Raw genomic sequence first — 25,614 nt, 5'->3', positions numbered from 1 at the left:
TCTTTGTTTTTATCAGGTAAACAGCTGAACAATGAACCTTATAATAGCAACGCGGATAGTAAAATAAAGGCGCCCGGTATTTATTCTCCACCGGCCGACAATCGGCCGGCAGCATTGTATACCATTTTATGCACCGTTAGTTTTTCCGCGGTGATCCTACATTCCAGGTAGGCGTAGATGGGCGCCTCCTTGTTATTCGCCGGTTTAATCCTGAAGGGTATGTAGTAATTGTTGCCAAAACGTATTCCATTTGAATTAACGTAGTTATAAGCGGTACCATTCACAGGCCGTGTAGTATAATACAAAGAGCCGCCGGATGACGGATTACTGAAGGCTGCCGCCGTAATTTCAACACCTGTTCCCACGGTCTGGATATTGGCTGTATTGGCGTGCAGGTTAAACACGGCTTCCCCGTTCACCATGGCCATGGAGCAATGTTTTGTTTCAAAGCCGTTACCGGTAACGCTGGTGTTTTTAACCTCCAGGTTCAACGTCCGCTTGTTGACCGTAAGGGCGATCGTTTTACTGCCACCTGCGGCAATTTCTGCATTGATGGGGACTACGGAGGTAGCTGAGAAAGAAAGGCCTTCTACGGGGGATTCCTTTGAGCAGGACATCATCATCATCATCCCCGATAAAGTGGTGAACATATAGCGTAGCTGTTTCATTTTTTAGTTTTTGTCGGATGTGATTAATTTAATCTGCCCTGCCTGATAATTTTAAAGCTATAGGCGTTCACGTTTTTCCGCTCCAGCGTTACCGGATGGTGTAACTCACCGGCAACATAGGTATTGGGCGTATAGGTGAAATCCAGCAGGATGGCGCTGTATATGTATACCTGGAAGTTCATGCTCAGCAGGGGTTTGGTGCCGTCTGTAAAGAACGATGGTTTTTCCAGATAAACAGCGGGGCGCAGATAGGTTTCCTTGCCAGCCGATTTATCAATCCATCTCAGCATCATTCCGCCGCCGTACAACAACCGGGAAAAACTCATATTGCCTTCCCTGACATCGTCGGTGGCGGTATTGTTACGGGCATCGGCATCATATTTAAAGGTACCGCTGTGTTTAAACCAGCCGCCTTCCGCAAACACGTTAAATTTGGAATGCTTTCTGGCAGCCAGCTGCAATACCGCTGTGGCGCCGTAGCTGGCATAACCGCCGCTGATACCGGTCGAGAAAGCGCTCATCCCCATGTTGAGCTGTGGTTTTACATAAAATGATACCGGCCGGTTGTTGAAAAATCCCAGGTTAAAACCTGTATGAAGGGTGAAGAGATGGCGCTCTTCGATGTAAGACTTGTCCGTCCCGTTGCTCAGTATGGGTGAGTGTTCGTATCCCAAGCCCAGCAGGAACTTGGCGGCAAACGGCCGGCTGCTGTAGCGATCTTTCAGCAGGGCCATGTAACCCGCGGCAGATGCGGCAGCAGTGGTATAGAGCGCATTTTCTTCATTGTCTGTTTTGTGGGCTTCCGCTACCCTGACCTCCCGGTCCGCGGTTTTCTTCGCTTCCATGGCCGCATGGTATCTTTCCCTCGCGGCATTTTGGTCGTTGACATCGGTAGTGCTGCTCATGGCTGCCTGGTAGTTGCTCATTGCACGGGCGTAGTCCTTGCTGGTCATGGCCTCGTTGCCATTTTGCATCAGACTGTTGAACACTGTCTTTTGCTTTTCCTTTATGGCCTTTTCCTGTGCTGCTTTTGATTCCAGTTTACCGAGATAGTTTTCCAGGTAAGCCACGTTCTCCTTTTTCTTTTGCAGCATGAACTCCGCGTTGTCATTCCCGTTGCCGTCCCATGCACGCACACTGGCATTAGGCTCTATTGCCCGGATATCGTTGATCAGGGCGATTTCCTTCTGCGACAGTTCATTGATACCGGCTGACAAGTCAGGTTTATTGACTGCCTGGCTTCCCTGCTGACCGGGTAGGCTTCTTAACCGGCTGATGGCGTCTTTCAGGACACTGATCTTGTAATTGTCGTCTTCTTTTCCCATCAATACCGTAGCCGTATTGTTGAAGATAGTTGTTTTGGCGGGGCTGTTCGGGAGCTGGGCATTGAGGTTGTCAAATTCAGCGATCAGTTGCCGCAGGGTTTCTTTGTTGTTATTGTTGCCAGCGGTCTTACCGCCATCAGCATCGTCGCAGTTGATCGACTTATTGTTTTTGGCATTTTTGAGTTCCGCGATCCTTATACTTTTAATAATCCTTCCCTTCATTTTATGCACAAAATCTATGGTCTCTCCTGGCTGTACCTGGTGCAGGTCCCCAAAATGCACCTTCCCGTCTTTATCCAGCAACTGAAAAATAAAGGTGACAGGCATCTTAAACTTTGAGCGCACCTGGAAATATGAATGTACCTGGTAATTCCAGTCGTACCCTTCGAGGGTTTTGATCCTGTATTCCAGGTAGGCGCAGGCTTCCGAATGCCACTCCCCCCATTGGGGTTCTATTTTGGGTGGCTGGGTAATACATCCGACGGCCAGCACAGTGAAGGAGTTTTCGACGGCCGCTCTGCTTCTGGCCGCGTTCTTTGCTACGTTGATCGCTTCGGCCTCGCTGGCCGCTCCGGAAGCCCAACCTCCTGTTCTGTGACCGCCGGTATCTATTGCCGACACCACGGCATAACAGCCATAAACGCTCCTCGTATATTCCAGCTTCGGATACTTGCCTCCCCGTTGCAGACAGTGCTGATAGGCCTCATTATCCCTTACGCTATTATAGTTGTCGTATCCGACCGCCCAGCCCATCTGCCGTGTTTCATAACAAAAGTATACGCTCAGCTGGCCGTGGCACACGGAAGTATTGATCGCAAGCAGCGCTGCAATGAGTAGAAATCTTATCATTTTTTTGGAAGTTTTGTCGTTAGTGGCTACAGGAAAGCTCCTGCCCTTTGGGGCCCGAAAGTAGTCTGTCCATAAGTATATGATCACGGTTGATACATCCCGAACTGTAGGTTGACTCGCTTTGATACAAAGTTATCACGTAACGGCACGCCGGAAAATAGCCAGGACTAGCTATTTTTTTTAAGTAAATCACTACCTGTTATACCCAGCCTTCCCTGAGGGCCATTCTGACCAGTTCAACGGGGGTTTTTACGGCGGCTTTGGAAAGAAGATTCTTCCGGTGCGCGTTTACGGTATGCAGACTGATATATAACTGATCGGCTATTTCTTTGCTGCTTTTGCCTTCAACGATACACTTCAGGATCTCGCGTTCTCTTTTGGTAAAAAGGTCAAACGACCGGCTGATGACGTTGGCGTCCTGGATGTTGTAGTAAGATGGTTCATCATCCAGTCCGATGAGTGAAAAGCTGGGGACACCTTCCGGTTTGATATGCGTGATATCGGTGTGCAGGCTCAGGGTGCGATAATAGTTTTTTTCGTCGTAATCAAGTTGTACCGCCTGATGCAGCAGCCGTTGGTATTTATTCCATTTGTTCCTGATGCGGATATCGTACTGCACTTTGTACTTTATTACCTTTTCAAAGGGCAATGCTTTAAAAAACTCCACCACCCGGTATTCAAAGTTCAGGAAGTACGGTTTGTCTTCCGGGTGGATATTCTCCATGAGAAAAGCGATGTTAAACTCCTCAGGAGCGTAGCCGAGCACACGGGTGATATTACTATCCACAAAATCCAACTCGCTTTTATACATGTTGAATATGATGTAATAGAAATTGCCTGCCTGGAAGATATTAAACAACTGTTTTTGTGCATCCAGTTGTAGTTGCAGCTGCGATTCGGATACATGTACATCTCTGTCAGTAACCGTTTGCCAGAATTTTCTGGCCGTAAGGTAATAATCTGATGGCGCCATAGATATATGGTTGATTTTCGGGGTATTGGTTGCAGGTATATGATATCACTGCAATAATACAGCATTCAGAGGAGTTAACAGGCAACAACGCATGTATTTTTTTCTGGCGGAGCGAGTGTTAAAAGCAGGCAGCCCTGCACATCCGCCTTACCCGGAGGTATTGACGGAATGCAGGGCTGTCAGTGGTTTCGCAGGAATTAGTTTTTTATGAAAGTAACGGCGCTGCTTTTGCCGGCTCCGGCTCCATTGATCTGAAGTATCCACGTGCCGGCCGGCAGGCGGCTGACATCCAGTTGCACGGTATGAACGCCGTCATGAGCCGCTTCATAATACACCTGTTTCATACGTTGTAAGGTTGTACTATGGAGGATGGACAGATAACACTTTCCTCCTGCCGGTACGGAGAACCGGACGTTCATGGTGTTGCCTGTTACCGGGTTGGGATATACGGTGGCGTTGGCGACCGTCTTCATGCCGGCGAGGGTGCTGCCGCAATCCCGAACGTATGTCCATGGTTTTCCGGCGCCGCTGTTCAGATCAGGAGGATTGTTCTGCGTCCACCAGTTGGCCTTATAGATTTTCTTTTTATAGACGGCCTGGTCGCCGGCTGCGTAGGCTTTGGAGGATATCCATTCGGCGATGCCCCCGCAGCCGGTATCGGGCCGGGGGCCGTTGGAACAGGCGCCCAGCAGCTCCCAGGTATCGCTGCTGCCGGGGACGCTGGCACTGCCGGCCCACCATTTGTTGCGGTAAATGTTATTGTTGTACAGGACGATATTTCCGGCGGTGGTGTAATTCTGGGAGGCCTGCCACTGGGGGAGATTAGCGCAGCCTTCAAAAGTGCGGCTGTTCCATACCGCGAAACTTACGGTGGTGGAAACAGTGTCCATACCGGCCCGTATCCCCCGTGCGGTGGCGGTGAATTTATTATACGCCGGCGGTGTCCATTGTATTACGGAGTCATTAAAAAGCTGACCGTTGACCACGATCTGGATTTTGCTGATCTCCTGGCGGGGATCATTTTTAGTGACGGACAGGGTAACGGGGCTTAACGAGGTGGTAGAAAGGATACCGTTGGCGGGTTGCAGGAAACGAATGGATGTAAGGCTGGCGCATTCCCCGTTGTCGACGGTGAATCTGGACATATTGGCGCATCCGCAGTTAGCGGTATTGTTGCCGCCGTTCAGCTCGAGGCTTACCTGTTTGATGGTAGCATAACGCTGATAGTGTGCGATACGGCTCAGCACTTTGGTATTTTCCTGCCCGCTGCCGCATTCAATACCACCGTTAATAATGTTGACGGTGGCGCCGAAACCCGGGCGGATGCCGGCCGCCTGTTGCGCTGGCGTGGGCGTCCACTTGCCTGGGATCATCACATCATGGCAGGACGGTTTGGGATACTGCGGCGCCATCCAGAACCAGAGTCCGGTTTCGAAGGCAATCGCGCCGTCCTGTATCACTTTTTCCGGGTTGGCCAGCAATACGTTTTTATCTCCAAAGATCAGTTCGCTGGCCTGGCCATAGTTGTAGTTGTAACTGAGTTGGATGGGGCCTCTGCCATGATAGGACTTCCCCGGCGCGGGAGGATATATGGTATTGGTCTCGTCCCGGTAACCGATATTACTTGTCCCTTCGTAGCCTTGTTCCTCCCGGAAATACAGTCCCCAGGCATATTGACCGCCTGGCGCCGTGGGCCAGCCGCCGGTCGTTTCCTGGGAGATGTTGGCCAGAAAGGCGACCAGCTCCCTTTTCCGGGCATTGATATCGCCTTCGGCAGCGAAGGTGCCATAGTCGAGCACCTGTGTGATAATGGCGAGCCCGCTCCAGGTGGGATCGTTGAAGCCGGGATCGGTCCGGATGACGGTGGTCGCCCCGGTGGTCTTGTCGGTACGGGTGATCCGGTAGTAATCGGTACCACAGCGTCTTTCCAGCAGTACTTTAATGTTGGACATGCGCCGTACCGCCTCCACGAAGTTGTTGTAGGAATAGAAATCCTTTGCCGGACTCGTGGGCAGCGTTCCTGCGCCGGTGCGGTCGTCCGGATTAAAACGGTGCGGAAACAGTACATCCCATTCGGCACTGCTGATCAGTGAAGAAACAGATGTGTCAGCGACAGACGGTGCGCTCCCGGGATTTGCGGCCTCAGGGCTGGCGGTAGTACGCGACCAGCATAAAAGGCATAGGACTACAGTAGTAATCAGAGGGTGGATTTTCATAACCAGCTAAATTTGAAGAGTGGGAAAATGGCAGGCAAGCTACAACCCCTCGTTGCTACAATACAGCAGACCCGCTACCGTGGGCAACTTATCGAAAATATACCGGAGACTGCAGCGCAAAGGCTATTACGCTGCTATGGTTTCAAAATGCAACCGATAATCATTTACGGCCGCCAACCCACTGTCATATCATCGCAGTGGAGCATTTTAGTTTTATCCCGGAAAACCACACCTCACCAGATAACCATAATAATTTTAGCCATGTCAAAGGAAAATACTGTAGTCCATCTGTATACACAGTGGCCATACCTGCCGAAGCCTCACTACCCTTTTCCCGACTTCATCCATCCTGACTACCAGCAACAAAGGGAAGAATACTACGCCATGATTGACCGGGAATATACTTTTCACAGTGAAGCGGCCCGCGAAAAACACAAACGGCACCATTTCACTGACCTCGCCGCACGCGGCCTCCCTTTTTTAAACTCGCTGGCAGAACTGCGCCCTGTGGCTAACTTCACGGCTAACGGCGCTATGATAGACGATTACCTGGACCGCTGCTCCCTTGCAGAAATGGAGGAGATTCAACAACGGATTACCGCCTTGCTGACCGGAGAAGATACCCGAGAACCCAGGGGAGATGGCCTCTACCGCCCGTGGTGGGCGCTGCGGCAGGAGGCCCTTGCCTGCGCCATGCCGGAACGGCACTATCATAAATTTACCGCTTCTATACACGATATGCTGGTGGGATACCGTGATGAAAGGCCTTATAACAGGCCAGACACTCCTCCTCCATTTGAAGTCTATACGCTCATCAGGGAACAAACAGCCGGAGGGCTGCCTTTTTGTAAATATGCCGCCATGCAAAAAAACTATCGCCAGCTACCGGACGATGTGCTGGAACATCCGCACATCCTGCGGCTGCATGCCCTCTGCTCGCGTATGATAGGCATTCACAATGATATTATTTCCCTGCCGAAAGAACTGAGCCGGGAAGGAGATGTCATGAACCTGGTAAAGGTGATGGAGCATGCACATAAGGTGCCACTGGAAGAGGCTTACAGGATGGCGCTGGCAGTGCACGACAGCTACCTGAAAGAATTTATGCTGCTACAGCAACGGCTCCCTTTTTTTGGCGACTGGCAGAAAACGGCCTGTAACTATGTGCAGGACCTGGGCATCATGGTGGCGGGTGTTTACGCCTGGCACACCCACGATACCACGCGCTACGTGCCGGGTGGTTATGTGGAGGGTGAATTTACCAGCCGGCACTGAAGGTTACGCCTTGTCGGTAGCCACGCGGTAGCTGGGATCTTCCAGTACATTGACCTCTATCAGGGAAGAAGCGTTTTTAAGAAGTAGTTTGCAGTCTTCGCTCAAATGCCGGAGACGCAGCGTCTTGCCGGCGCGTTTGTAGCGTTCTGTCAGTTTATGGAGCGCGTCGATGCCGCTCATATCGGCTACCCTGCTATCTTTGAAGTCTATAACAACCTCAGCCGGGTCGCCGCTTACATCAAATTTCTCATTAAAGGCAGTCACAGAACCGAAAAAGAGCGGTCCGTATATTTCATAGTACTTCACCCCTTTATCGTCCACATATTTCCGGGCGCGTATTCTTTTGGCGCTCTCCCAGGCGAACACCAATGCAGAAATGACTACCCCGATCAATACCGCCAGGGCCAGGTTGTGCAACCACACCGTAATACCAGCTACCAAAATGCCTACTGCCACATCATGCCGCGGCATTTTGTTGATGACACGCAGGCTGGTCCACTCAAACGTTCCGACCGCCACCATCATCATAACACCTACCAGCGCCGCCATGGGTACACGCTCGATGACAGGCGCACCAAAGAGGATGATCAGGAGAATGGTCAACGCCGCGATAATACCGGACAGCCGCGCCCTGGAACCGGCTGACAGGTTAACGAAAGATTGCGCGATCATGGCACAACCGCCCATCCCGGTAAAAAATCCGTTGACTATGTTGGCAGTTCCCTGCGCCACCGCTTCTTTATTACCCTTTCCTTTGGTACCGGTAATTTCATCTACCACGTTCAGGGTGAGCAGGCTTTCGATAAGACCGACACCGGCCATTACCAGAGAATAGGGAAAAATCGTTTGAAGGGTGTCAACACTGAATGGCACAGACGGTACATGGAACGGAGGAAAGCCGCCGCTCACAGAGGCAATGTCTTTAACTGTTTTCGTGTCTATGCCCAGTCCCAATACAATAAGAAAAACCACGATGATCGCAACCAGCGACGCCGGTACTGCCTTTGTGATCCGCTGGAAAGTGATTACGATCAATATGGTTAAGGCCACCAGTCCCGCCATGACCCAAAGCGCCGAACCGCTCAACCATTCAGTTCCGTTACTGCCAGGGACTTTAAACTGTTGCACCTGCGCCATGAAGATGATGATGGCCAGACCATTTACAAAGCCGTACATCACCGGTTGAGGTACCAGGCGGATGAATTTACCCAGCCTGAATATGCCAACCGTTATCTGGATAAGTCCCGCCAATGCAACGGCGGCAAACACATACTCCACTCCATGCGACTGCATCAGGGCGATCAGCACCACTACAGTAGCGCCTGCACCGCCGGACACCATCCCGGGCCGGCCGCCTAATACAGCGGTGATCAGGCCCATCAAAAATGCTGCGTACAAGCCTGTTAAAGGCGACAATCCTGCTAAAATGGCGAAGGACAAAGACTCGGGGATCATCGTCATGGCTACGGTAAGTCCTGCCAGGACTTCGGTCTTGTAGTTCACTTTTTGCGAAAAGTCGAACAGGTTCAGATAAGCCTTCATATTTAATTTAAATGATTAGAAGCAGGCAAAGGTAATAAAAGAGGGTTAAAGCATAAAGCCGCACCATCTTTCGATGATGCGGCTTTATGGGTACATCCTATAAATTCTACCGGGAATGTTGTTTTAACTGCTTTAGCTCATTGCCTTGCGCTTCGAGCAGCTGTTGTTGTGCCGAGATAAGCTGTTGTTGTGTCTCCACTTTTTTATTCAGCTCAATCATATACAGGGTAAGCTCCTCTATTTTCTGCAACAGTTTTGCCTGCATGTCGCCCATATCCAGGCCGTTGGCCTTTACTTCCGCTTCAGACGGGATGTCTGCCAGGTGTTTGTTATGCTTAATAAATGTTTCCACCTCAGCTAACGAAGGGAGCTGATAGGCTGGCTGGAATACAAAATCGGCCCAACCGGTCTGCGTTACCCTTACCCTGGTGGCAGTAATGGTGCCATTTACTGCCAGCAAGGATTGCGGATTAGCAGTACCAATACCGACATTACCTCCTTGTCTTACATATAGTAATGATTTGTTGGTACTGGAATTATAAAATTCCCAGCCGCCGTTAGCATCAGTCGTAGAACAATCAAACCGAACTGTTCTGTACTCATTCGGGGAAGGTTTCAAAAAATGGCTGCCGACGGTATAACCAACAGCAGCATCTACCCCGATATTAAGCCCCTGGGCATTCCGGATGACGATGCCTTTAGTGGTGGTATTTCCGGCGTCTGTTACTTGTTGAAGGGTTTGGGCACCTGCGATTAAACGGGTGGTCAACAGGACACAAAGAATGAATGACATCTTTTTCATAAGTATATATTTAGGGGCCTCAAGATCGGCAAAAAATTGGTATTCCTTAACTTTGCTACATGAAAAAGAACGTATTGCGGCCGGTTTCCGAACATATGGAGAGCGCTGGTGGTCAAACCGATCCTGATAAAACGTAATGCCCGGGTTGGCTCCGACGTTACTATTTTACCCGATGTCACTATCAGAGAAAATGCGGTTATGGCAATCGGTGTCGTTGTTTCGAAAGATATTCCGGATAATATAGTAGTGGCCGGAGTGCCTGCGAAAATTATCAGGTCGGTTAATTTTTAATAAAATGGCCCTGGTTAACTATATTTAAGGCATTATAAAAATCTAACTGAAACTGCTTCATATGCCTAAAATTACGGTACTGCTTTGTTTTATCACCTGCTTATTTGTCTATACCGGCTGCAAAACGAGCAACACCCCCGGGAAAAAACTTACAACGGAAAACAGGCTGGTCAAAGAAAAATGGCATTGGAACAATCCTAAAAAACAGGATGAAGTGGCCGGGTACGCCCAGGTAGTCAAAGTTGGCAATACGCTTTACATTTCAGGCATTCCAACGAAAGATTTAAGCCCGGAAGGTATCGCGCGGGTGTATAAAGCCCTGGAAAAATGCCTGAATGCCTTTGGCGCATCTTCTCAAAATGTGGTGAAGGAAACACTTTATACAACCGACATAGAAACCGTGAAAAAAAATGCCACGGTAAGGAAAGAGTTTTATAAAGGAGACTACCCTGCCGCCACCTGGATGCAGGTGAGCCGGCTGTATGAACCAGAGGCTACGTTAGAGATAGATTTAGTGGCAGTACTTGCCGGCAGCGATAAATGAAAGGCGTAAACACATCGGCCTGAATACCCTTGAAGAACAAGCAGCGTTTATAAGACAACGGGTAACCTCCGAAAAACAGACGCCTCCCGAAGACTTCGACAAACGGCAACGTGAAATGGACGAATGGAGAAAGCGGACCGGCTGGATAAAACAGTAAAGAAATGCAGAAATAACCTATCTTTGGGTATACCTCTTTTCCCACTCCTCCATTGCCTACCCATACCAGCGCCTACAAAAACCGGATAACGAAGGAAACTTTTACAGGTAAAAATTAAAACGCTTATTTTATGCCTAAGTATGTTATCGAACGCGAAATCCCTGGAGCAGGTAAATTATCAGGAGAACAATTAAAAGCTATTTCACAGGCTTCCTGCGGCGTCTTAAGCAATATGGGCCCTCAAATCCAATGGGTGCACAGTTATGTAACGGCCGATAAAATCTATTGTGTATACATAGCGCCGAATGAAGAGATGGTCAGGGAACATGCGAAACAGGGAGGATTTCCAGCCAACACCATCAGTGAGGTTGCGACTATTATCGATCCTACTACCGCGGAATAAACTATACTTCTTTTCTTTCTACCCCATCAAACGGAATCCGGAACGACTCCGCGTAAACCGCCATTTGTTGCGGTACAGACTCGCTGTTATCCAGCCAATCCAGCTGGATCTCCAGTGGCGCACTGCCATCTGTAAAGGATAATATCAGGTAAACGCATAAACTGCTTTCACCCACTTCCCTCCTGAAGGCATAAATACCCTCCAACAAACTCCGGCAGGCGCGACTGTCGTTTGTTATACCGGCATTTCTACCTATTTTAGCCCTCTATGAAAGCAACCCTTTATTCCCATACCGTGCCACTGGGTACCATCGAAATGAAAGTAACCGACGAATCCATGGGGGTAGTAGGTGGTCTTATCACTCCCAACCAGGCGTACTTTGAGCTTCAGCTACAAGGCAGAAAATAGAACACGCTGCTCATTCCCTATATTTGAGCTTTAAGACTAACCAATATCATATGGATGAAAGGATCGCCCACAAACAATTACTGAAACAACATGCAGAGCAGGTGTTGCTGCAGCGTATTGCCATTACGCAACAGGCTATGGATGAAGCACAGGCTGCGGCCAACCAGGAAAGCAAAAGTTCTGTCGGTGATAAATATGAAACGGCAAGAGCCATGAGCCAATTGGAAAAGGATATGCACGCCAGGCAGCTGATCGCCCACCAGCAAGACCTTCAGGCATTGTGCGCTGTGAATGTCCAGGCCATATATCAGGCTCCTGTTGCAGGTGCGTTTGTACGGTCTGCCACCGCCTGCTTCTTCATAGGCACGGGATTGGGTAAACAGCTCATCAACGGGGAAATGGTTATCTTTCTTTCACCTGTATCCCCCCTGGCAAAACAGTTAATGCCGAAAAAAAAAGGCGATGAATTTGAATTCAAAGGCAAAGACCGGATAACGGACGTTTATTAAAAATCCATGATTACTGTGGCGCAGGCCGCCATAAAAGTAGTTTGTTTATTACCTTTGCGACGTCTAAACGAAAAATATGAGTCAATTTCCGCATATAAACCTGCCGTTAAAGAATAAACTGACATTCACCGCCAACCCGGTAAACGTAGTGCCATTGCCGGATGGCGAGATACTGATGAACTTCGCCAGTCAGCCGTTGATCACCAGGCTGAATGCCAACCTGGAAATTGTATGGGAAAAAATTATGCAGGGACAGAACGCGAACTATGTCAGCAGCAAGCTGTCCGCCTCTTCTGATGGCCGCCTGATAGCTATCGCCGGCATGGTCGATATGCGTATTCTCGACGCAGAAGGAACAAAGGTGTTACATACGGTAAAACATAACTCCTGGGGCTGGTTCCTCGGTGCTGCCTGCTTTTTTGCCAGGGATAATAAAACAATCTGGTACGTGCTGCCGGGTGATGAAAATGCAACGGACGAGTTGCAGGTAATGGACGCCGCGACTTTCGAAGTAATAGCCTCCCACCCGCTGCTGGAAAGCCAGCGGCACGCCTATACGTTCCACGCTACACCGGACAACGGCATTATCTTACTGGAAGCCGCCGCAGGCCAGGAGGAATCTATCCTGATGCAGCTGCAACTGAACGATGGCGTCATCTCCCTGACGGAGCTGACCCAGTGTGAAGATGTAATCATGGGTAACTTTGCCCCTTCCGGACAAGCGTTTGTCATGGCCCCTCATTATGACGGCCCCCTGGAAATATATGCTTTTCCCGGAATGGAGAAGATAGCAGCGCAGGACCAGCAGACTATCTTCGACGGCAGTAAAGACTTCCCCGCCGCTGAACCGGATAATATCAACTACAGTGTTTTCTTTATAGATGACAACAACATCCTGGTAGTAACCCAGTTTGGAAGATTGTTACTGCTGGACAGGAAAGATTTACGTTGCAAAGCGGAAGTAATGCCGGAGGGCATTGAATTTACAGCATATGACCTCGATGGTAACCCTACCACCAACCCGGACTATATATTTGATTACAGCAGCAATATTATCAGTGTAATGATCGTACATGAAAAGCTGTTGCTGACGACCGGCGAGGGCCAGTTGCGCAGCTATGACCTTCCTGTTGCATAAAACAGGAAGGTACGCTCCGTTCTCATTGTCAATAAATTTTTTAATCCATGAAGGATGACCATACCGGCACCCGAGTTAATAAGGATGGTGAAATATAAGGCAGAATACAGTTAACAGTATAAACAGAAACCCTATATGTTTGATTCACTATTATTACCCGGATACCTTTTATTTGTTGCCAGTTTGTTGATCTGTTTCCTACGTGCCATGAAAGCAGGTTGGATCGTACTGGCTATTGCCTATGTGCTGGCGTTTATCAATGGAAGTGTTACCCTCACGGGGCTTGCACTCGTGTCTCTGGAAACTGCGCTCCTCCTGCTCGCAGTCAGATATCCATCGGGTTGGAAAAGGACGATTACACACAGTGCATTTTTCCTGCTAAGTGTTTTACTTCTAACACATCAGCTGCCAGGGTTTAATAATATCGTTATTTTTGACAGGGTGCGGTTCACCCCGGATGCAGCCCCTTTCACCATGCACTTTAACCTGGACAAACCCTTTGCTGGTTTGGCCATTTTTACCGGTTTGCTGCAACTGGGCTTTATAGAAAAATATGACATCAGGAAGATCAGCAAAGCAATCATTGCACCGCTGACGGCGATCATCGCGATTTGCATACTGACCGCATGGGCATTACATTTCGTAGCATGGGAACCTAAATTGCTACTCAACTATCTGTGGATATGGGCGCTGCATAACCTGTTAATTGTAGCAGTGACGGAAGAAAGCGTTTTCAGGGGATACCTGCAGGGATATGTGGGCAGCACTGTATTTAAGCAGCAAAAATACTATCTGCCATTGGTAATATCAGCCCTGATATTCGCCGTCATTCACACCACCGGCGGATGGCCGTTAATGCTACTGGCATTTATAGCAGGCCTGGGATATGGTGTGGCGTACCACAAGGGAGGTATTATGGCGGCGATTTTCACACACTTCGGTTTTAACCTGCTCCATTTCTTATTGTTTACCTACCCCATGCTGGGCAAGCATTAAGGACAACATTCCCTCTGCCAAAATATAGCGGCCATACGGATGCGCCTGACTAACCCACGATTCGCCTGAAAATGTACCTACAAAAAAAGGCGATAATTCGTATTTTTTTGTAACATTGATATCCGGACCAAAGCTCAGCATAAGTAATCATAATCACCATAAAAACAGGAAACCCTGCGCGGAAAGGACCTGCGCCCCAAGACGATAGAGAAACGACAGACCGGTACCATCAACTTTCATTTTCAGAGACGACACCATCAGCATACGAAGTATGCTAAACAAATACTATTCCCTCATCGTAACCGAATTTTTATGAATACGGCGATAACCTCTGTACTCTCACAGTTCCACTACCCTTTTCCCATGCTCAAAAATCCATTTGCCGGCATCTTACAGGAGATGACGGAGCAGCATTGGATAGACGGCGAGTATCTGGCACTTTATGAAAACGACCCGCTCACCAGGAAAAAGTACAAAATGACAAGGACGGCACATATCGCCTCCCAGTGGTTTCCCACAGCCAGCGCCGAGCGACTGAAGCCTGTATGCAGACTAATGCTATGGACGCTTTATAATGATGACCGGTGCGAAGAATGCAGCCCGCAGGAACTGAACCAGGTACGCGACCAATCGCTGGCCATCCTGGCAGGGACGGCCAGCAGGAACAATACAGATATTCCCCTCGCCGGTTTACTGTTCACGCTCAGAGAAGAACTGGCGCAGTTTCTCCCTGAAGCATCCATGCACCGGTTTATCAACGGACTTCAGAAGTATTTTGACGGACTTCAGCAGGAACTGTACTACAAGGCCCGAAAAGAATTCCCGTCTGTAGAAGAATGCCTGGCTATCCGTGAAAATTCGCTTTGCCTTTATCCTTTCCTGGAGCTGCTGGACCTCGAAACGGAAGTCATGCTTCCTGAATTCGTACATCAGCATGGCGCCATACAACGCCTGAAAGCGCTGGCAGTCCGCATGATGATATGTTTCAACGAAGTCCAGTCGGTACTTAAAGACGAAGCCACCGGTGCAGTTTACTATAATGTAGTGAAAGCCATTCAACACAACCGGAACATCCCACTGGAAGCCGCATGCCTGGAAGCCCTGCACATCCACAACGAATACCTGCGGGAGTTTCAATACCTGCAGGGTTTTTTACCCGACTTTGGCACCTGGCAGGATGCAGTAACCAACAGGGTGCATTATATCAGTATGACCTTGAACGGATGGAAGTCGATATCTTCTACACTTGACAGATATAATTCCATAGAGGGGTTCCCTGATGTGCAGACAGTAAAACAATCCTTAGGGTGAACTTCGGTTTTCCCAACAGATCCGAAGTACAAGAACACCGGACATCTGTACCATTAAACAGTAAAATCGTCCCCAACACTTCAATCGCACCATATATGAACCAGGAATTCAATGTACCCAAGCCGGTATATCCATGGACAACGCTCCAAAGCCCGTTCGCCGGAACGCTCAATGAGGAAGAAACCAAATGGTATGACGAAGACTATCAATTCTTGTCAAAAGAGGCGATGGCAAGGTATAAAAAGATGCGGTTAATCGATGTAGGCCCCTATATGGTACCAGCCGCCACAGAAAAGGAAAGAGTACTCCATGCGACACGTTTTGCTATTTATATGACAGTTACTGATGACTATGTGGAACTTTTGCCCATAAAGGAAATAGCGGCTTTCAGAGACCGGATTTTTGAGATAATGATGGGAGATGATCCCCGGCCGGAGGAAAAAGGTATACTACGCCAGATGCAGGCAAACAGAAAAGAGTGGATAGCGCTTGGAATGCCGGACTTCTGGCTGGAACGCATCGCCCAAAATTACAAATATCGCTTTGTTACCGATGGGATCATGGAAGAATCACCTTATAAAATCAGTAAGGACATCCCTCCTATCCCACTCTTTCATTTAATCCGCGCCAATTCCATAGGCATGATCCCGTTTGTGGACCTGGTTTGTCCAACAACCGGATTTGCGTTACCAGATTATATTTACAAACACACCGTTATGCAGCGCATCATCATACTGCAGTCCATTATCGTTGCGCTCCAGAACGATTTCGCCACCATTGGTAAAGAACTCGCGATAGAATCGGAGATTTTCAATATCATCACATTACTGCAGCATCATAATAAAATATCGTTTGATGAAGCCTGCACAGAAGGCATGCGGATTCACGATGAATTTGTAAACGAATTCATAACACTTTCAAAACATCTGCCGGACTTCAGCCCATATCAAAAAGAGACAGTGGAATTTATTGACTACATAAAGCAGATGATCAGTGGTTTGAACGATTGGTACTATAAAAGCGGCACCAAACGGTATGCACCAGATGGGTTTGCCGTGCCGCCCAATGGAAAAGGTGAAACGATGAACAGGATAGAGATTAAGCACATCTGACAGCACCCGGGCATACTGCACCTAACATTAAAAACATCATAATGACACCTGAAGCAATCAACCCAAGAGACTTTCTGCCTTTAAACTACTATCCATGGCCCAACCTCGTCAATCCCCATCTTGAACAAATGGGCAGGGATATGGAATCATGGATCGATAACGACTATACATTCCTGACACCTGAACAAATAACGAAGTATAAAAAAATGCGGTTGCACGCATGCACTGCCTGTATGTGGCCTGACCTGACGTATGAACAAACGATCCCCTGCAACAGGTTCATGCTTCAGTATGTTGTACTCGACGACCAGCTGGAAGATCTGTCGTTGGAAGAAAAGCAACAACAGCGTGCCCGTTGCATGGAAATCCTGAATGGCGCCCCTCCCTTGCCGGAGGAAAACGCCATTTATCAGCACCTGGCGCTTCTCAGGGATGAATTCCGCGCATTTATGCCCGAAATATGGATGAAGCGTTTCATTCGATACTTCTATCTGACCTTCAGGTACGGCATTGAAATAGAACACTCCTACAAAGCCGCGAATCAACCGCCACCCTCTTTCGCGGTATATAAAGCCATCCGTGAATATGCCGTGCTGATGTACCCCTACCTGGTTTTGGGAGAGATTGAATCAGGACTGGTCTTGCCCGACCACATTGTCGACCACTGTGTCATTCAGCGCATGATGACCCTGATGGTCAGAATTATTGTCTGGCAGAATGATATTCACTCCCTGCCCAAGGAGCTGGCCAAAGGAACAGAAGTTTTTAATGTCGTTTTTGTGCTTCAACGCCAATATGGTCTCTCCCTCGAAGATGCCTGCAAGGAGACATTACGCATCCACAACGAAGACCTTGAAGAGTTGCTTACCATACACCGGGAGTACAGGGAGTTTGGAGAATACCAGGAGCATGTAGACAAATTCGTCTACTATTTTGGGCTCGGCGTCCAGGGCGTGAATACATTTTATGTTCAGGAAACAGAAAGATATCTTCCCGGGGGAAAGGGATTTGCCTGGCCTGAAAAGACAGCCCTCAACAATAATCGGATGACTACATAAAAAAGGCGTCCTGGTTACTCCGGTAAACCAGGACGCCGATGCTGTCAGCGTGTTTATTGACAATATTTTTAAGCGCTATTTACTCCTGCCCACCGCGTAGAAGGGCTCCGGCATTCTACAGGCAGTCCCTGTTTCCGGCACCAGAAAAGAACCTCCCCAGATAGTCTCAGGATGATTCAATATCTGCATGGTGGTCAAACGGATCGCATCTACCGCTTCTGTTCCCGGCAATGACATCAGCGTTTCCGCTTCTTTCCGCGACACCCATTTTACTTCTGCTACGTCTTTCGGCGACTTCAGCTTACCGCCGGAAACATGCGCCGCGTAATGCGTTCGAATGGAAACGACAGGCTTAAAATCGAACTGAAAGGTTACCATGGCACGTAACTGCGGAACAGTAATTTCATAACCGAATTCCCTTGCCAGGCTATCCAGGGCGCCTTTGATGCTCTGGTTTTCATTATAACGCAGCGATGGCGTGAGCCAGCCGGTTTTATATTTTACGAGTAAAATTTCTTCCTGCTGATTGATCATCAGCAGGCGCAGAATGGTGTAGTTATCTGCTTTAACAGCCTTATCAGGCGTCGATTGGGCGAACAACATAACTGGCAACAGATACAAAACAACAAAAAAGAGTTTCTTCATAAGACATGATTTTAGTGGGCTATCCGGCCGGAAACAATGCCTTTTCCAGACCAAATTTTACAACTTTTTCAAGATACTGATTCCTGTCGTAATATGTATCAATTTTTAACTGTTTTAAGTATAAATGCGTGGCGTCACTTGTCAACTGAGGCACATTGCGCGGTGTAGCAGGCTTGATACTGCTTTCCTGTTCCTTCTGCTTTTCCAGCACCAGCAGGAGGTTTCCTGCGGTGGTTTTGTCCTGCTGCAGCAACTGGTCCACTCTTTCCCCGAATACCGCCGTACTTACTTCCTGCAACATAACGCCGTTGCTTTCAAATGCCGCGATCACCTGCGGCAGTCCCATACCACTTTCCAGCGTGAGGTGAAAAGTATGCAACAGGGTATGATGATGCAACGCCAGTTCTCCTATTACCCGCGCCATGACATCTACCGGCGCCATTTTTAGGTTAACGGCCGCCAATTGTTCTGTATAACATCCCAGTTTCATAAGGGTAAGCAACCGCAGGTAAATGAGATTGCTTTCGATATTGTTGAGGAATATACCGTCCTCCAGGCTACCGCCGATATTCTGCATACGGAATACATTCACCTGCATAAAATCCGGGGTATGTGCGCGGAGATATTCTTCCGCCTCCAGCCGCGTGATGGCGTGGATATAGCCGGAATTGTCCTGCCCTATGTTCACGTCCGTTTCATAAAAAGCCACTTTTCCTTCCTCCGGCACACTGCTACCGGCAATGCCTACCGTGGAAATATGCTGGAAGTAAGGTACCTTTTGTTTTACCGCCCAGTTAAACACATTGATCGTCCCGTTTATATTGAGCTCCCGGAGCTTTTCCGTTTGTCCGACATACGCCGGGGAACCGGCGCAATGGAACACCATGCTCACTCCGGGCAATGCCATGCTGATACCGGCATTTTCCCGGGTAACATCCCCCCTGACCACCGTTATCCTGGGATGGGCATCCATACCGGAGATAGCGGAAAAACGATTCCAGAAGTGCGTTTCAGCAGTATGCTGGTCTTCTCCTCTCACCAGGCAATAAATCACGGCATCCGTATGCTCCAGAAGATAACGGGTGACAAATCCTCCGGCAAAACCGGTGGCGCCTGTTACAAGGATAGCCGCGGGTTTCAGTCTTTCCAAAGGCCCCATGTGCTGTATATTTTCCAGCAATGACGTATAGGCCTGGGCACGGGCGTCGTTATCCAGTTGCTTTTTCTCCGGGAGAGGCTGCGCAGTGCCGGCCGCTCCCGCCTGTCCGGCCAGACGTGCAGCCACCAGTCCTGACAAGCCTTCCAATGAAGGGTGGCTGAACATGTCCTGGTAAACGGCACTGACGCCAAAAGCCTTCTTCAGTTTATCGATCATATCCAGACCAAGGAGGGAATCACCTCCCAGCAGGAAAAAGTCGTCCTCCGGCTGCAGCGGTGTTGTTATCTCCAGCAGCTGCTGCCAGATAGCAGCAATTTCCGACTGTATGGCGGGGAGCGTCCAGCTGCTGGTTGTTTCCACGACCGCCGGCGCCTCGGTTTTTACAGGCGCTGCCACGAGGCTCCTCACCTGCTCAGGCCAATACCTTTTTAAGTCAAAGAACGGCATCGGAAGCGTTGCATGCGTATTGATATTAACAGGCTCCAGTGGCACTTTACCATCGTTCACCATGGTAAAAAAGGCGCGGCACCGGTCTTCATAGCACAACTTCCCGCTTACCACCTCCAGGTTGGTCAGTTCTTTCGCAAATGGCGCAGCAAAGTTATCGTGGCTGAAATCGAAGATCACCATATCTTCTGTTGCCGGCAGCTGTTGCAGGTATTTCAGGAAATTGGCGTGATTAAAATCTGCACGATGCGGTGTCTGTGAAATACGGAAAGCCTCCCCGGGAACGATGGTCCCCGCAAGTATCTGTTGTACAATATTTCCTTCTTTAGGGCTGATCAGGGTAGCCGCTTTCCCCAGTACCGCTATCAGCCATTTGCAAACAGCGGTCTGGAAGGCGACATTCCTGGCTACCGCACCGGGTAGTACCATACCAGCCACCAGCTTGTCATATTCCTCACGCAACAACAGGTTGCCTTTCAAAAGGGCATTCACCTGAACTTCTTCAAATGAAAGGATATCGATATTGGCGATGAAATACCGCTTTTTCCGGGAAGATGTTTGATAAGGCGCTTCCAGTTGCTGTAACAGGGCTGTTTTGTCTTTAAACAACAATCCCTGTTGCACCGGCTGTTGGGTAAACAACCGGTTCACCTGCTGACACCAGGGTTCCAGGCTAACGTTATCCGTTGCACGCAGCGAAGCGGCCAGCTCCTGTTTCAGCTGCTGCAGCCGCTCCGGGGTCCTTTCTGCCAGCTGGAGAAAATATACCGGCTGATCGTGATAAACAACGGCAGGCTTGTCCGGCCTGGACACCACGGCATGTACGTTATTACCGGTAAGACCAAAGGAGCTCACCCCTCCTACTTTCCGCCCTCCGGTCAGCGGCCACGGGGCTGCTTTACGCTGCACTTCCACGATCGTATTTTCTTCGCCGATATGTTCATTCAGCGTTTCAAAACCTGCCTGGGCAGGAAGCGTGCCACTCCGAAGCGCCGCTGTGAGGCGCAGCAGGCCGGCGATGCCCGCCAGCGAATCCAGATGGCCTATCTGCCCTTTTACGGAACTGATACTGCAAACACCTTCTGTGACCCCTTCCTGCCGGAAAGCGTCCGCAATGCCTTTGAATTCAATAGGATCACCAAGGATGGTGCCGGTACCATGTGCCTCTATAAAACGGACAACAGCAGGACTTACGCCCGCACGCCGCCATGCTTTCACCAGCAGTTCTGTCTGGGCTGCGGCGCTGGGAGCGGTAAGACTTGATATGCGCGCACCACCGTGATTCATGGCAGTACCCTCCACCACAGCATATATCGGGTCATTGTCCCTGACTGCGTCAGACAACAGTTTCAGTACGAAACAAATAACCCCTTCGCCATTGAGCGTACCATCCGCAGCATTGTCAAACGGACGGCATTGTCCCACCCGGGAAATAATGGCCGACCTGTCTGCTGTCTCGCTGCTCACAACCCCAAGGATAGCACCGCCCACCAGCGCCATGCTGCAATCGCCCTGCATCAACGCACCACAGGCCTGATGCAGCGCCGTGAGCGAAGAAGAGCACGTGGTGTTGACAGAGATCACAGGACCATGCAGGTCCAGGTAATGGGCAATCCTGGCCCCCTCAATGCCATGCAGCGCTTCAAACTCACCCGGTGACTCGTCGAAGAACATAGGGTAACTGCTGTTACGCGACACATAATACAGACCTGTATCCGATCCCCGCAGATGCTTTTCCGTATAGCCGGCATCGTAGAAGGCACGCAGCGCATGCATCAGCATGAGCCGCTGCTCAGGAGCCATCCGCACAGATTCTTTCCCGGTAAGATGAAAGTACTTAGGATCGAACTGATCAATCTGAGGAAGATATCCCCCTTCTTTCACCCGGAATTCACCAAAACGCGCAAAAAGGTCTTTTTTCCGTTCTGCAGAGATGTCCCCGATATAAGTGGAAGTACCTGCGAGCGACTGATAGAGATCCTCCCAGTTCTTCATTCCGGGGAGATCGAATGAAACGCCAATAATTGCTACTGCTTGTTCCATAAGATTAAAAATTTAGGGTATTAACACTTGCTTCTTCCTCCGCCTCCGGCGCCTGCACCAGCTTTTTCTGCACCAGCAGCGCGGCAAACTGTTCAATGGTATTATGACTGAAAAGGTCTACGATATCCACAAGGAGGTCCATGTCTTTCTTTATCTGACGTTGCAGGGCGACTACCTTCAGGGAGTTGCCTCCGATACGGAAAAAGTGCTGGTTCACGCCCACCTGCTCTCTGCCCAGCACTTTCTGCCAAACTACCGCCAGCTGCATTTCCAGCTCTCCGGAAGGTAACTGTAATGCCTCTCCGGCGGCGTCGCCTGAAGGAACAGGTAACGCCTTCCTGTCAATTTTTCCATTCTGTGACAACGGGAACTGGTCCATCTGCACGAAGTACGACGGGACCATGTAGACCGGCAGGTATTTTGAGAGAAAGGTTTTCAGCGTAACCTCCGATACAGGTGCGCTGGCTACGTAATAAGCCGCCAGCTCCACTTCTCCGGCACCCGCATCAAAGGTAGTAACCACTACTTCTTTGATATTTTCTGCCTGCATCAGGAAAAACTCTATTTCCCCTGTTTCCACGCGATAACCTCTCACCTTCACCTGCTCGTCCATCCGGTTAAGGTACTCCACCGTACCGGAGGGCGTCCACCGGGCAAGGTCGCCGGTACGGTACATTCTTCCGCCGGCGTAGGGGTCAGGAACAAATTTTTTATCCGTCAGTTCGGGATTGTTGAGATAACCTATGGCCACCCCAGCCCCGCCGATACAGAGCTCTCCTGCAACGCCTGCTGCCAACAGGTCCTGCTCACTGTCAAGTATATACGCGCTGCAGTTGGCCACAGGCTGCCCGATGGTAACAGGCCCTTCAGCAGACACCTGTTCACTGAGGGCGTCTACCGTAATCTCCGTAGGTCCGTAATTGTTATATAAGTTATAACCCAGCTCCAGCAGGGTATTACGCAGACTTACCGGCAGTTTGTCCCCTCCGGAAATAACAGCCGAAACCGTTGTTATTTTCTCCGCTGAGAAAGCCAGCAGATTGCCGAGCACCTGCGGCACACAGTTAAGAATGGTAATACCGTTGTCAATAATATACTGCCGCAGCTTTTCAGGATCGTACAGCCATGCGTTTGAAACAATATGGAAAACAGCGCCGTTCGTGAAGGCGCCAAAGATATCCTCTACAAAAGGATCAAAGGTGGCAGCCGTGAGCTGAATAAACCTGCTCTCAGCAGTGATGTTGTAACGTTGCGTAAACCAGGCTATCAGGTTGGTAACGCTGCGATGGGCTATCAGCACACCTTTGGGCGTTCCGGTAGAACCAGAGGTATAGATACTATAAATGACCTGGTCAGGGTGAATAACGCGGGCAGGACGATCAGCAGGTAATGAATCGACCAGCGGTGCGAGATTTTGCAGCCACTGATCCGTAACCATCACTTTAAATTTACCATCATTGGCGATAAAGTCCAGCCGCTCTTTCGGGAGCGCGGTATCCAGCGGCACATAAGCGGCACCGGCTTTCAGTATGGCCATGACCATTACCGGCAGCCACTCGCTGCGTTCCATGAACAGGCCCACCAGGTCGCCCGCTGTAAGGCCGTATTGCCGGATCAGGTGATGCGCCAGCTGGTTGGACAAGCGGTCAGCCATGCCATAAGAGATGACCTTATCCTGGTAAATGATAGCCGGTGCATCCGGACGTATTGCCGCCTGTTGGCAAAAAAGATCCACCACATTGGTATCCAGGGGAAAATCGGCCTTCGACTTATCGGAGACCTCCAGTTGCTTTACCACTGATGCAGTGCCCAGGACAGCGCTGTTACTAACGAAAGCAGACGCATCTTCCAGGAATATATCCAGTATCTTATCGACATAACCATGCAGCTGTCCCGGCGTAATACCCGCCACCAGCGCGCGGTTATACTGGTAATTAAAAACAAGATGATTGTTCCTGGCGGCAACGGTGAGATCGAGCGTAGTATTTGTTTTTTCGTGAGAGGCCAGCCGGATCCTGTTACTCTCGTAACCGGTGGTGCTGTTCGCGGAAGCCGCCACATCATTGTACACGTGGAAATCTACATAATTGAAGATAACATCAAAGAAAGGATTACCGAAGCTGGTATCTTCGCCCAGCTGCCTGGAAATCTCCAGTAGCGTGAGCCTGGTGCTGTTTACTTCCTGTAGCTTACGCTCCATCCCCTGAAAATATTGGCGCCAGGGCTTATGCTTGTACGCCGGCAACTGCGTGCGTAGTGGCAGCGTATTGAGATAACAGCCCAATATTTTATCGCCATCCTCCACCAGCGGGCGGTTATTGGATACCAGCCCAATGGTAATGTCGGAATCATAGGTAAGCAGGTTAAGGGCATACACAAATGATCCGGACAACAACGTCTTCAATGTAATTTTCTCTTCCCGGCAGGCTTGTCTCAACTGCTCTGCTTTGGCAGGATGGATAATAGACTGATAGCTGCTTTCCACTATAGTGTTGCTAAATACATTCAGCCGTTTGAAGTCCTTCAATTCCTGCTGCCAGTATACCAGGTTCTTCTTATCTTTCTTAGCGATGTGCTCCTGCAACACATGTTCCCGGTTGCTGCACTTCAGCGGCGCGGGTATAAATGCGGGCTGCTCCAGCAATTGCTGATAGAGGTTAAACAGTTCCGTATTAAAGGAAGCGACGCTCCACCCGTCCAGGATGGCATGATGGAACTGGAACAGGAATACGCCATGGGTAGCGTCGAGGTTAAAAACAGTCGTTCGCCAAAGGGGGGCCAACAGCAGATCAAAGGGGCGTTTACGCTCCTCGCGGATATAATCCCGGATGGCAGCTTCCTGGTCCGCAGCGCTAAGGCCATTCAGGTCCACTATTCCGGTGCTAACCGGCACATCTTTATAGACGATCTGTACTTCCTGGCTATAGTTGATAACGTCGAGGGCTGTACGTAGCGTGGCGTGTTTGCGGACCATGAGCCGCAGCGCTTTATCAAAATGCGCCACGTCCACCTTCGGGATGTGATAGGTGAACTGGTCGTGATACAACCCTTCTCCCGGGTGCAGGAGTGACAGTGCCGCCATCCCTTTCTGTATATCACTCATAGGATATACATCTTCTATGTTTCCGGTATTTTGCGTCATGGAAATGAGTTAGTTGTTCTGAAGAATTTCATTGCGGAGCAGGTCAAAGGAGGCCATTACATCCTCTTCATCTGAAGATTTGGCGGGCGCAGCTGCCAGGTCTTCCGCTATCCTGGCGGCGAGGCTTTGTATCGTACCATACCGGAACAGCTCTGCAAGGGTATAACTGGTACCTGCAAGGGTATTGATGCGACTTACGAGGCGAATAGCCAGAATGGAATCGCCCCCGGCATCAAAGAAATTATCCGTCACACCGATCTTTTCTATGTCCAGTACCGATTCCCAGATAGCTACCAGCTGCTCTTCCATTTCGGTGGCCGGCGCTACATATTCTTTTCTGATCACATCATTTGCGCCCACCGGCGGCAGCGCTTTGCGGTTGGCTTTGCCGCTGCTGGTGAGCGGAATATCTTCCATTTCCACAAAGTAGGCCGGCACCATGTATTCCGGTAACTTCTGCTGCAGCCAGCTTTTCAGCTCGGATTTATCAGTTACCGCGGCAGGCACGTAATAGGCCACCAGCACTTTGGCGCCGTGCACCTCCTGTGCGGTCACCACCGCCTGACGGATATGTATATACGAAGACAATACCTGCTCTACC

20 protein-coding genes are annotated in these 25,614 nt (G+C 49.7%); 10 read left to right on the top strand and 10 right to left on the bottom strand.

All coding sequences use genetic code 11. From position 1 onward, the window contains the following. Positions 1–80: 80 nt before the first annotated feature. The 4 genes from B5D63_RS34180 to B5D63_RS34165 form a co-directional block, all read right to left on the bottom strand. Complete coding sequence (locus B5D63_RS34180; RefSeq protein ID WP_078673394.1) at positions 81–668, bottom strand: hypothetical protein; 588 nt, start codon at positions 666–668, stop codon at positions 81–83. A gap of 23 nt (positions 669–691) precedes the next feature. After that, positions 692–2,842: a hypothetical protein gene (locus B5D63_RS34175; protein WP_078673393.1), complete on the bottom strand. Its 2,151-nt coding sequence runs from the start codon at positions 2,840–2,842 to the stop codon at positions 692–694. A gap of 199 nt (positions 2,843–3,041) precedes the next feature. Next, positions 3,042–3,815, bottom strand: coding sequence for a LuxR C-terminal-related transcriptional regulator (locus B5D63_RS34170; protein WP_200817158.1), 774 nt, complete (start codon positions 3,813–3,815; stop codon positions 3,042–3,044). Between the two features lie 197 nt (positions 3,816–4,012). Next, the gene (locus B5D63_RS34165; protein ID WP_078673392.1) at positions 4,013–6,031 is read right to left on the bottom strand and encodes a glycoside hydrolase family 19 protein; all 2,019 of its coding nucleotides are present in this window, start codon (positions 6,029–6,031) and stop codon (positions 4,013–4,015) included. A gap of 261 nt (positions 6,032–6,292) precedes the next feature. Between B5D63_RS34165 and B5D63_RS34160 the strand changes: the two genes are divergently transcribed. After that, positions 6,293–7,306 carry a terpene synthase family protein gene (locus B5D63_RS34160; RefSeq protein WP_078673391.1) on the top strand — a complete coding sequence of 338 codons (1,014 nt, stop codon included), beginning with the start codon at positions 6,293–6,295 and terminating at the stop codon, positions 7,304–7,306. A 3-nt stretch (positions 7,307–7,309) separates the two neighbouring features. On the opposite strand, the gene B5D63_RS34155 is transcribed toward B5D63_RS34160, so the two are convergent. Continuing rightward, positions 7,310–8,848, bottom strand: a complete 1,539-nt coding sequence (locus B5D63_RS34155) for a SulP family inorganic anion transporter (protein ID WP_078673390.1) — start codon at positions 8,846–8,848, stop codon at positions 7,310–7,312. Between the two features lie 106 nt (positions 8,849–8,954). Further along, positions 8,955–9,650, bottom strand: coding sequence for a hypothetical protein (locus B5D63_RS34150; protein ID WP_143313354.1), 696 nt, complete (start codon positions 9,648–9,650; stop codon positions 8,955–8,957). 352 nt (positions 9,651–10,002) lie between these two features. Here B5D63_RS34150 and B5D63_RS34145 point away from each other — a divergent pair, with 352 nt between their 5' ends. The 9 genes from B5D63_RS34145 to B5D63_RS34105 all read left to right on the top strand — a co-directional run bounded on the left by B5D63_RS34145 (position 10,003) and on the right by B5D63_RS34105 (position 17,577). Then, positions 10,003–10,485 (top strand): RidA family protein, encoded by a 483-nt coding sequence (locus tag B5D63_RS34145; RefSeq protein WP_078673388.1) that lies wholly within the window; start codon positions 10,003–10,005, stop codon positions 10,483–10,485. Between the two features lie 287 nt (positions 10,486–10,772). Next, positions 10,773–11,045 (top strand): DUF4242 domain-containing protein, encoded by a 273-nt coding sequence (locus B5D63_RS34140; protein ID WP_078673387.1) that lies wholly within the window; start codon positions 10,773–10,775, stop codon positions 11,043–11,045. A 267-nt stretch (positions 11,046–11,312) separates the two neighbouring features. Beyond that, the gene (locus tag B5D63_RS35230; RefSeq protein WP_159456273.1) at positions 11,313–11,453 is read left to right on the top strand and encodes a hypothetical protein; all 141 of its coding nucleotides are present in this window, start codon (positions 11,313–11,315) and stop codon (positions 11,451–11,453) included. 50 nt (positions 11,454–11,503) lie between these two features. Then, entirely contained in the window at positions 11,504–11,962 is a 459-nt protein-coding gene (locus B5D63_RS34130; protein WP_078673385.1) for a hypothetical protein, read from the top strand. Positions 11,963–12,038: 76 nt separating this feature from the next. After that, positions 12,039–13,100: a hypothetical protein gene (locus tag B5D63_RS34125; RefSeq protein ID WP_078673384.1), complete on the top strand. Its 1,062-nt coding sequence runs from the start codon at positions 12,039–12,041 to the stop codon at positions 13,098–13,100. Positions 13,101–13,307: 207 nt separating this feature from the next. After that, positions 13,308–14,096 carry a CPBP family intramembrane glutamic endopeptidase gene (locus B5D63_RS34120; RefSeq protein ID WP_235021702.1) on the top strand — a complete coding sequence of 263 codons (789 nt, stop codon included), beginning with the start codon at positions 13,308–13,310 and terminating at the stop codon, positions 14,094–14,096. Between the two features lie 312 nt (positions 14,097–14,408). Next, positions 14,409–15,407 (top strand): terpene synthase family protein, encoded by a 999-nt coding sequence (locus B5D63_RS34115; RefSeq protein WP_078673382.1) that lies wholly within the window; start codon positions 14,409–14,411, stop codon positions 15,405–15,407. Beyond that, positions 15,404–16,519, top strand: a complete 1,116-nt coding sequence (locus tag B5D63_RS34110) for a terpene synthase family protein (protein WP_159456272.1) — start codon at positions 15,404–15,406, stop codon at positions 16,517–16,519. Before B5D63_RS34115 ends, B5D63_RS34110 begins: the two co-directional genes overlap by 4 nt. A 41-nt stretch (positions 16,520–16,560) precedes the next feature. After that, the gene (locus tag B5D63_RS34105) at positions 16,561–17,577 is read left to right on the top strand and encodes a terpene synthase family protein (protein WP_078673380.1); all 1,017 of its coding nucleotides are present in this window, start codon (positions 16,561–16,563) and stop codon (positions 17,575–17,577) included. A gap of 75 nt (positions 17,578–17,652) precedes the next feature. Here B5D63_RS34105 and B5D63_RS34100 read toward each other — a convergent pair whose 3' ends face one another. The 4 genes from B5D63_RS34100 to B5D63_RS34085 all read right to left on the bottom strand — a co-directional run. Beyond that, entirely contained in the window at positions 17,653–18,222 is a 570-nt protein-coding gene (locus B5D63_RS34100; RefSeq protein WP_078673379.1) for an NUDIX hydrolase, read from the bottom strand. A gap of 19 nt (positions 18,223–18,241) precedes the next feature. After that, positions 18,242–21,871 (bottom strand): beta-ketoacyl synthase N-terminal-like domain-containing protein, encoded by a 3,630-nt coding sequence (locus tag B5D63_RS34095; protein WP_078673378.1) that lies wholly within the window; start codon positions 21,869–21,871, stop codon positions 18,242–18,244. A 4-nt stretch (positions 21,872–21,875) separates the two neighbouring features. Next, positions 21,876–25,013 (bottom strand): non-ribosomal peptide synthetase, encoded by a 3,138-nt coding sequence (locus B5D63_RS34090; RefSeq protein ID WP_078673377.1) that lies wholly within the window; start codon positions 25,011–25,013, stop codon positions 21,876–21,878. Between the two features lie 9 nt (positions 25,014–25,022). Continuing rightward, on the bottom strand, positions 25,023–25,614 hold a 592-nt coding region (locus B5D63_RS34085), incomplete at its 5' end, for a phosphopantetheine-binding protein (RefSeq protein WP_200817157.1).

It is taken from the genome of Chitinophaga eiseniae (assembly GCF_900167135.1).
GTDB classification, from domain to species: Bacteria; Bacteroidota; Bacteroidia; order Chitinophagales; family Chitinophagaceae; genus Chitinophaga; species Chitinophaga eiseniae.
This window is presented reverse-complemented; position numbering and strand designations above follow the sequence as displayed.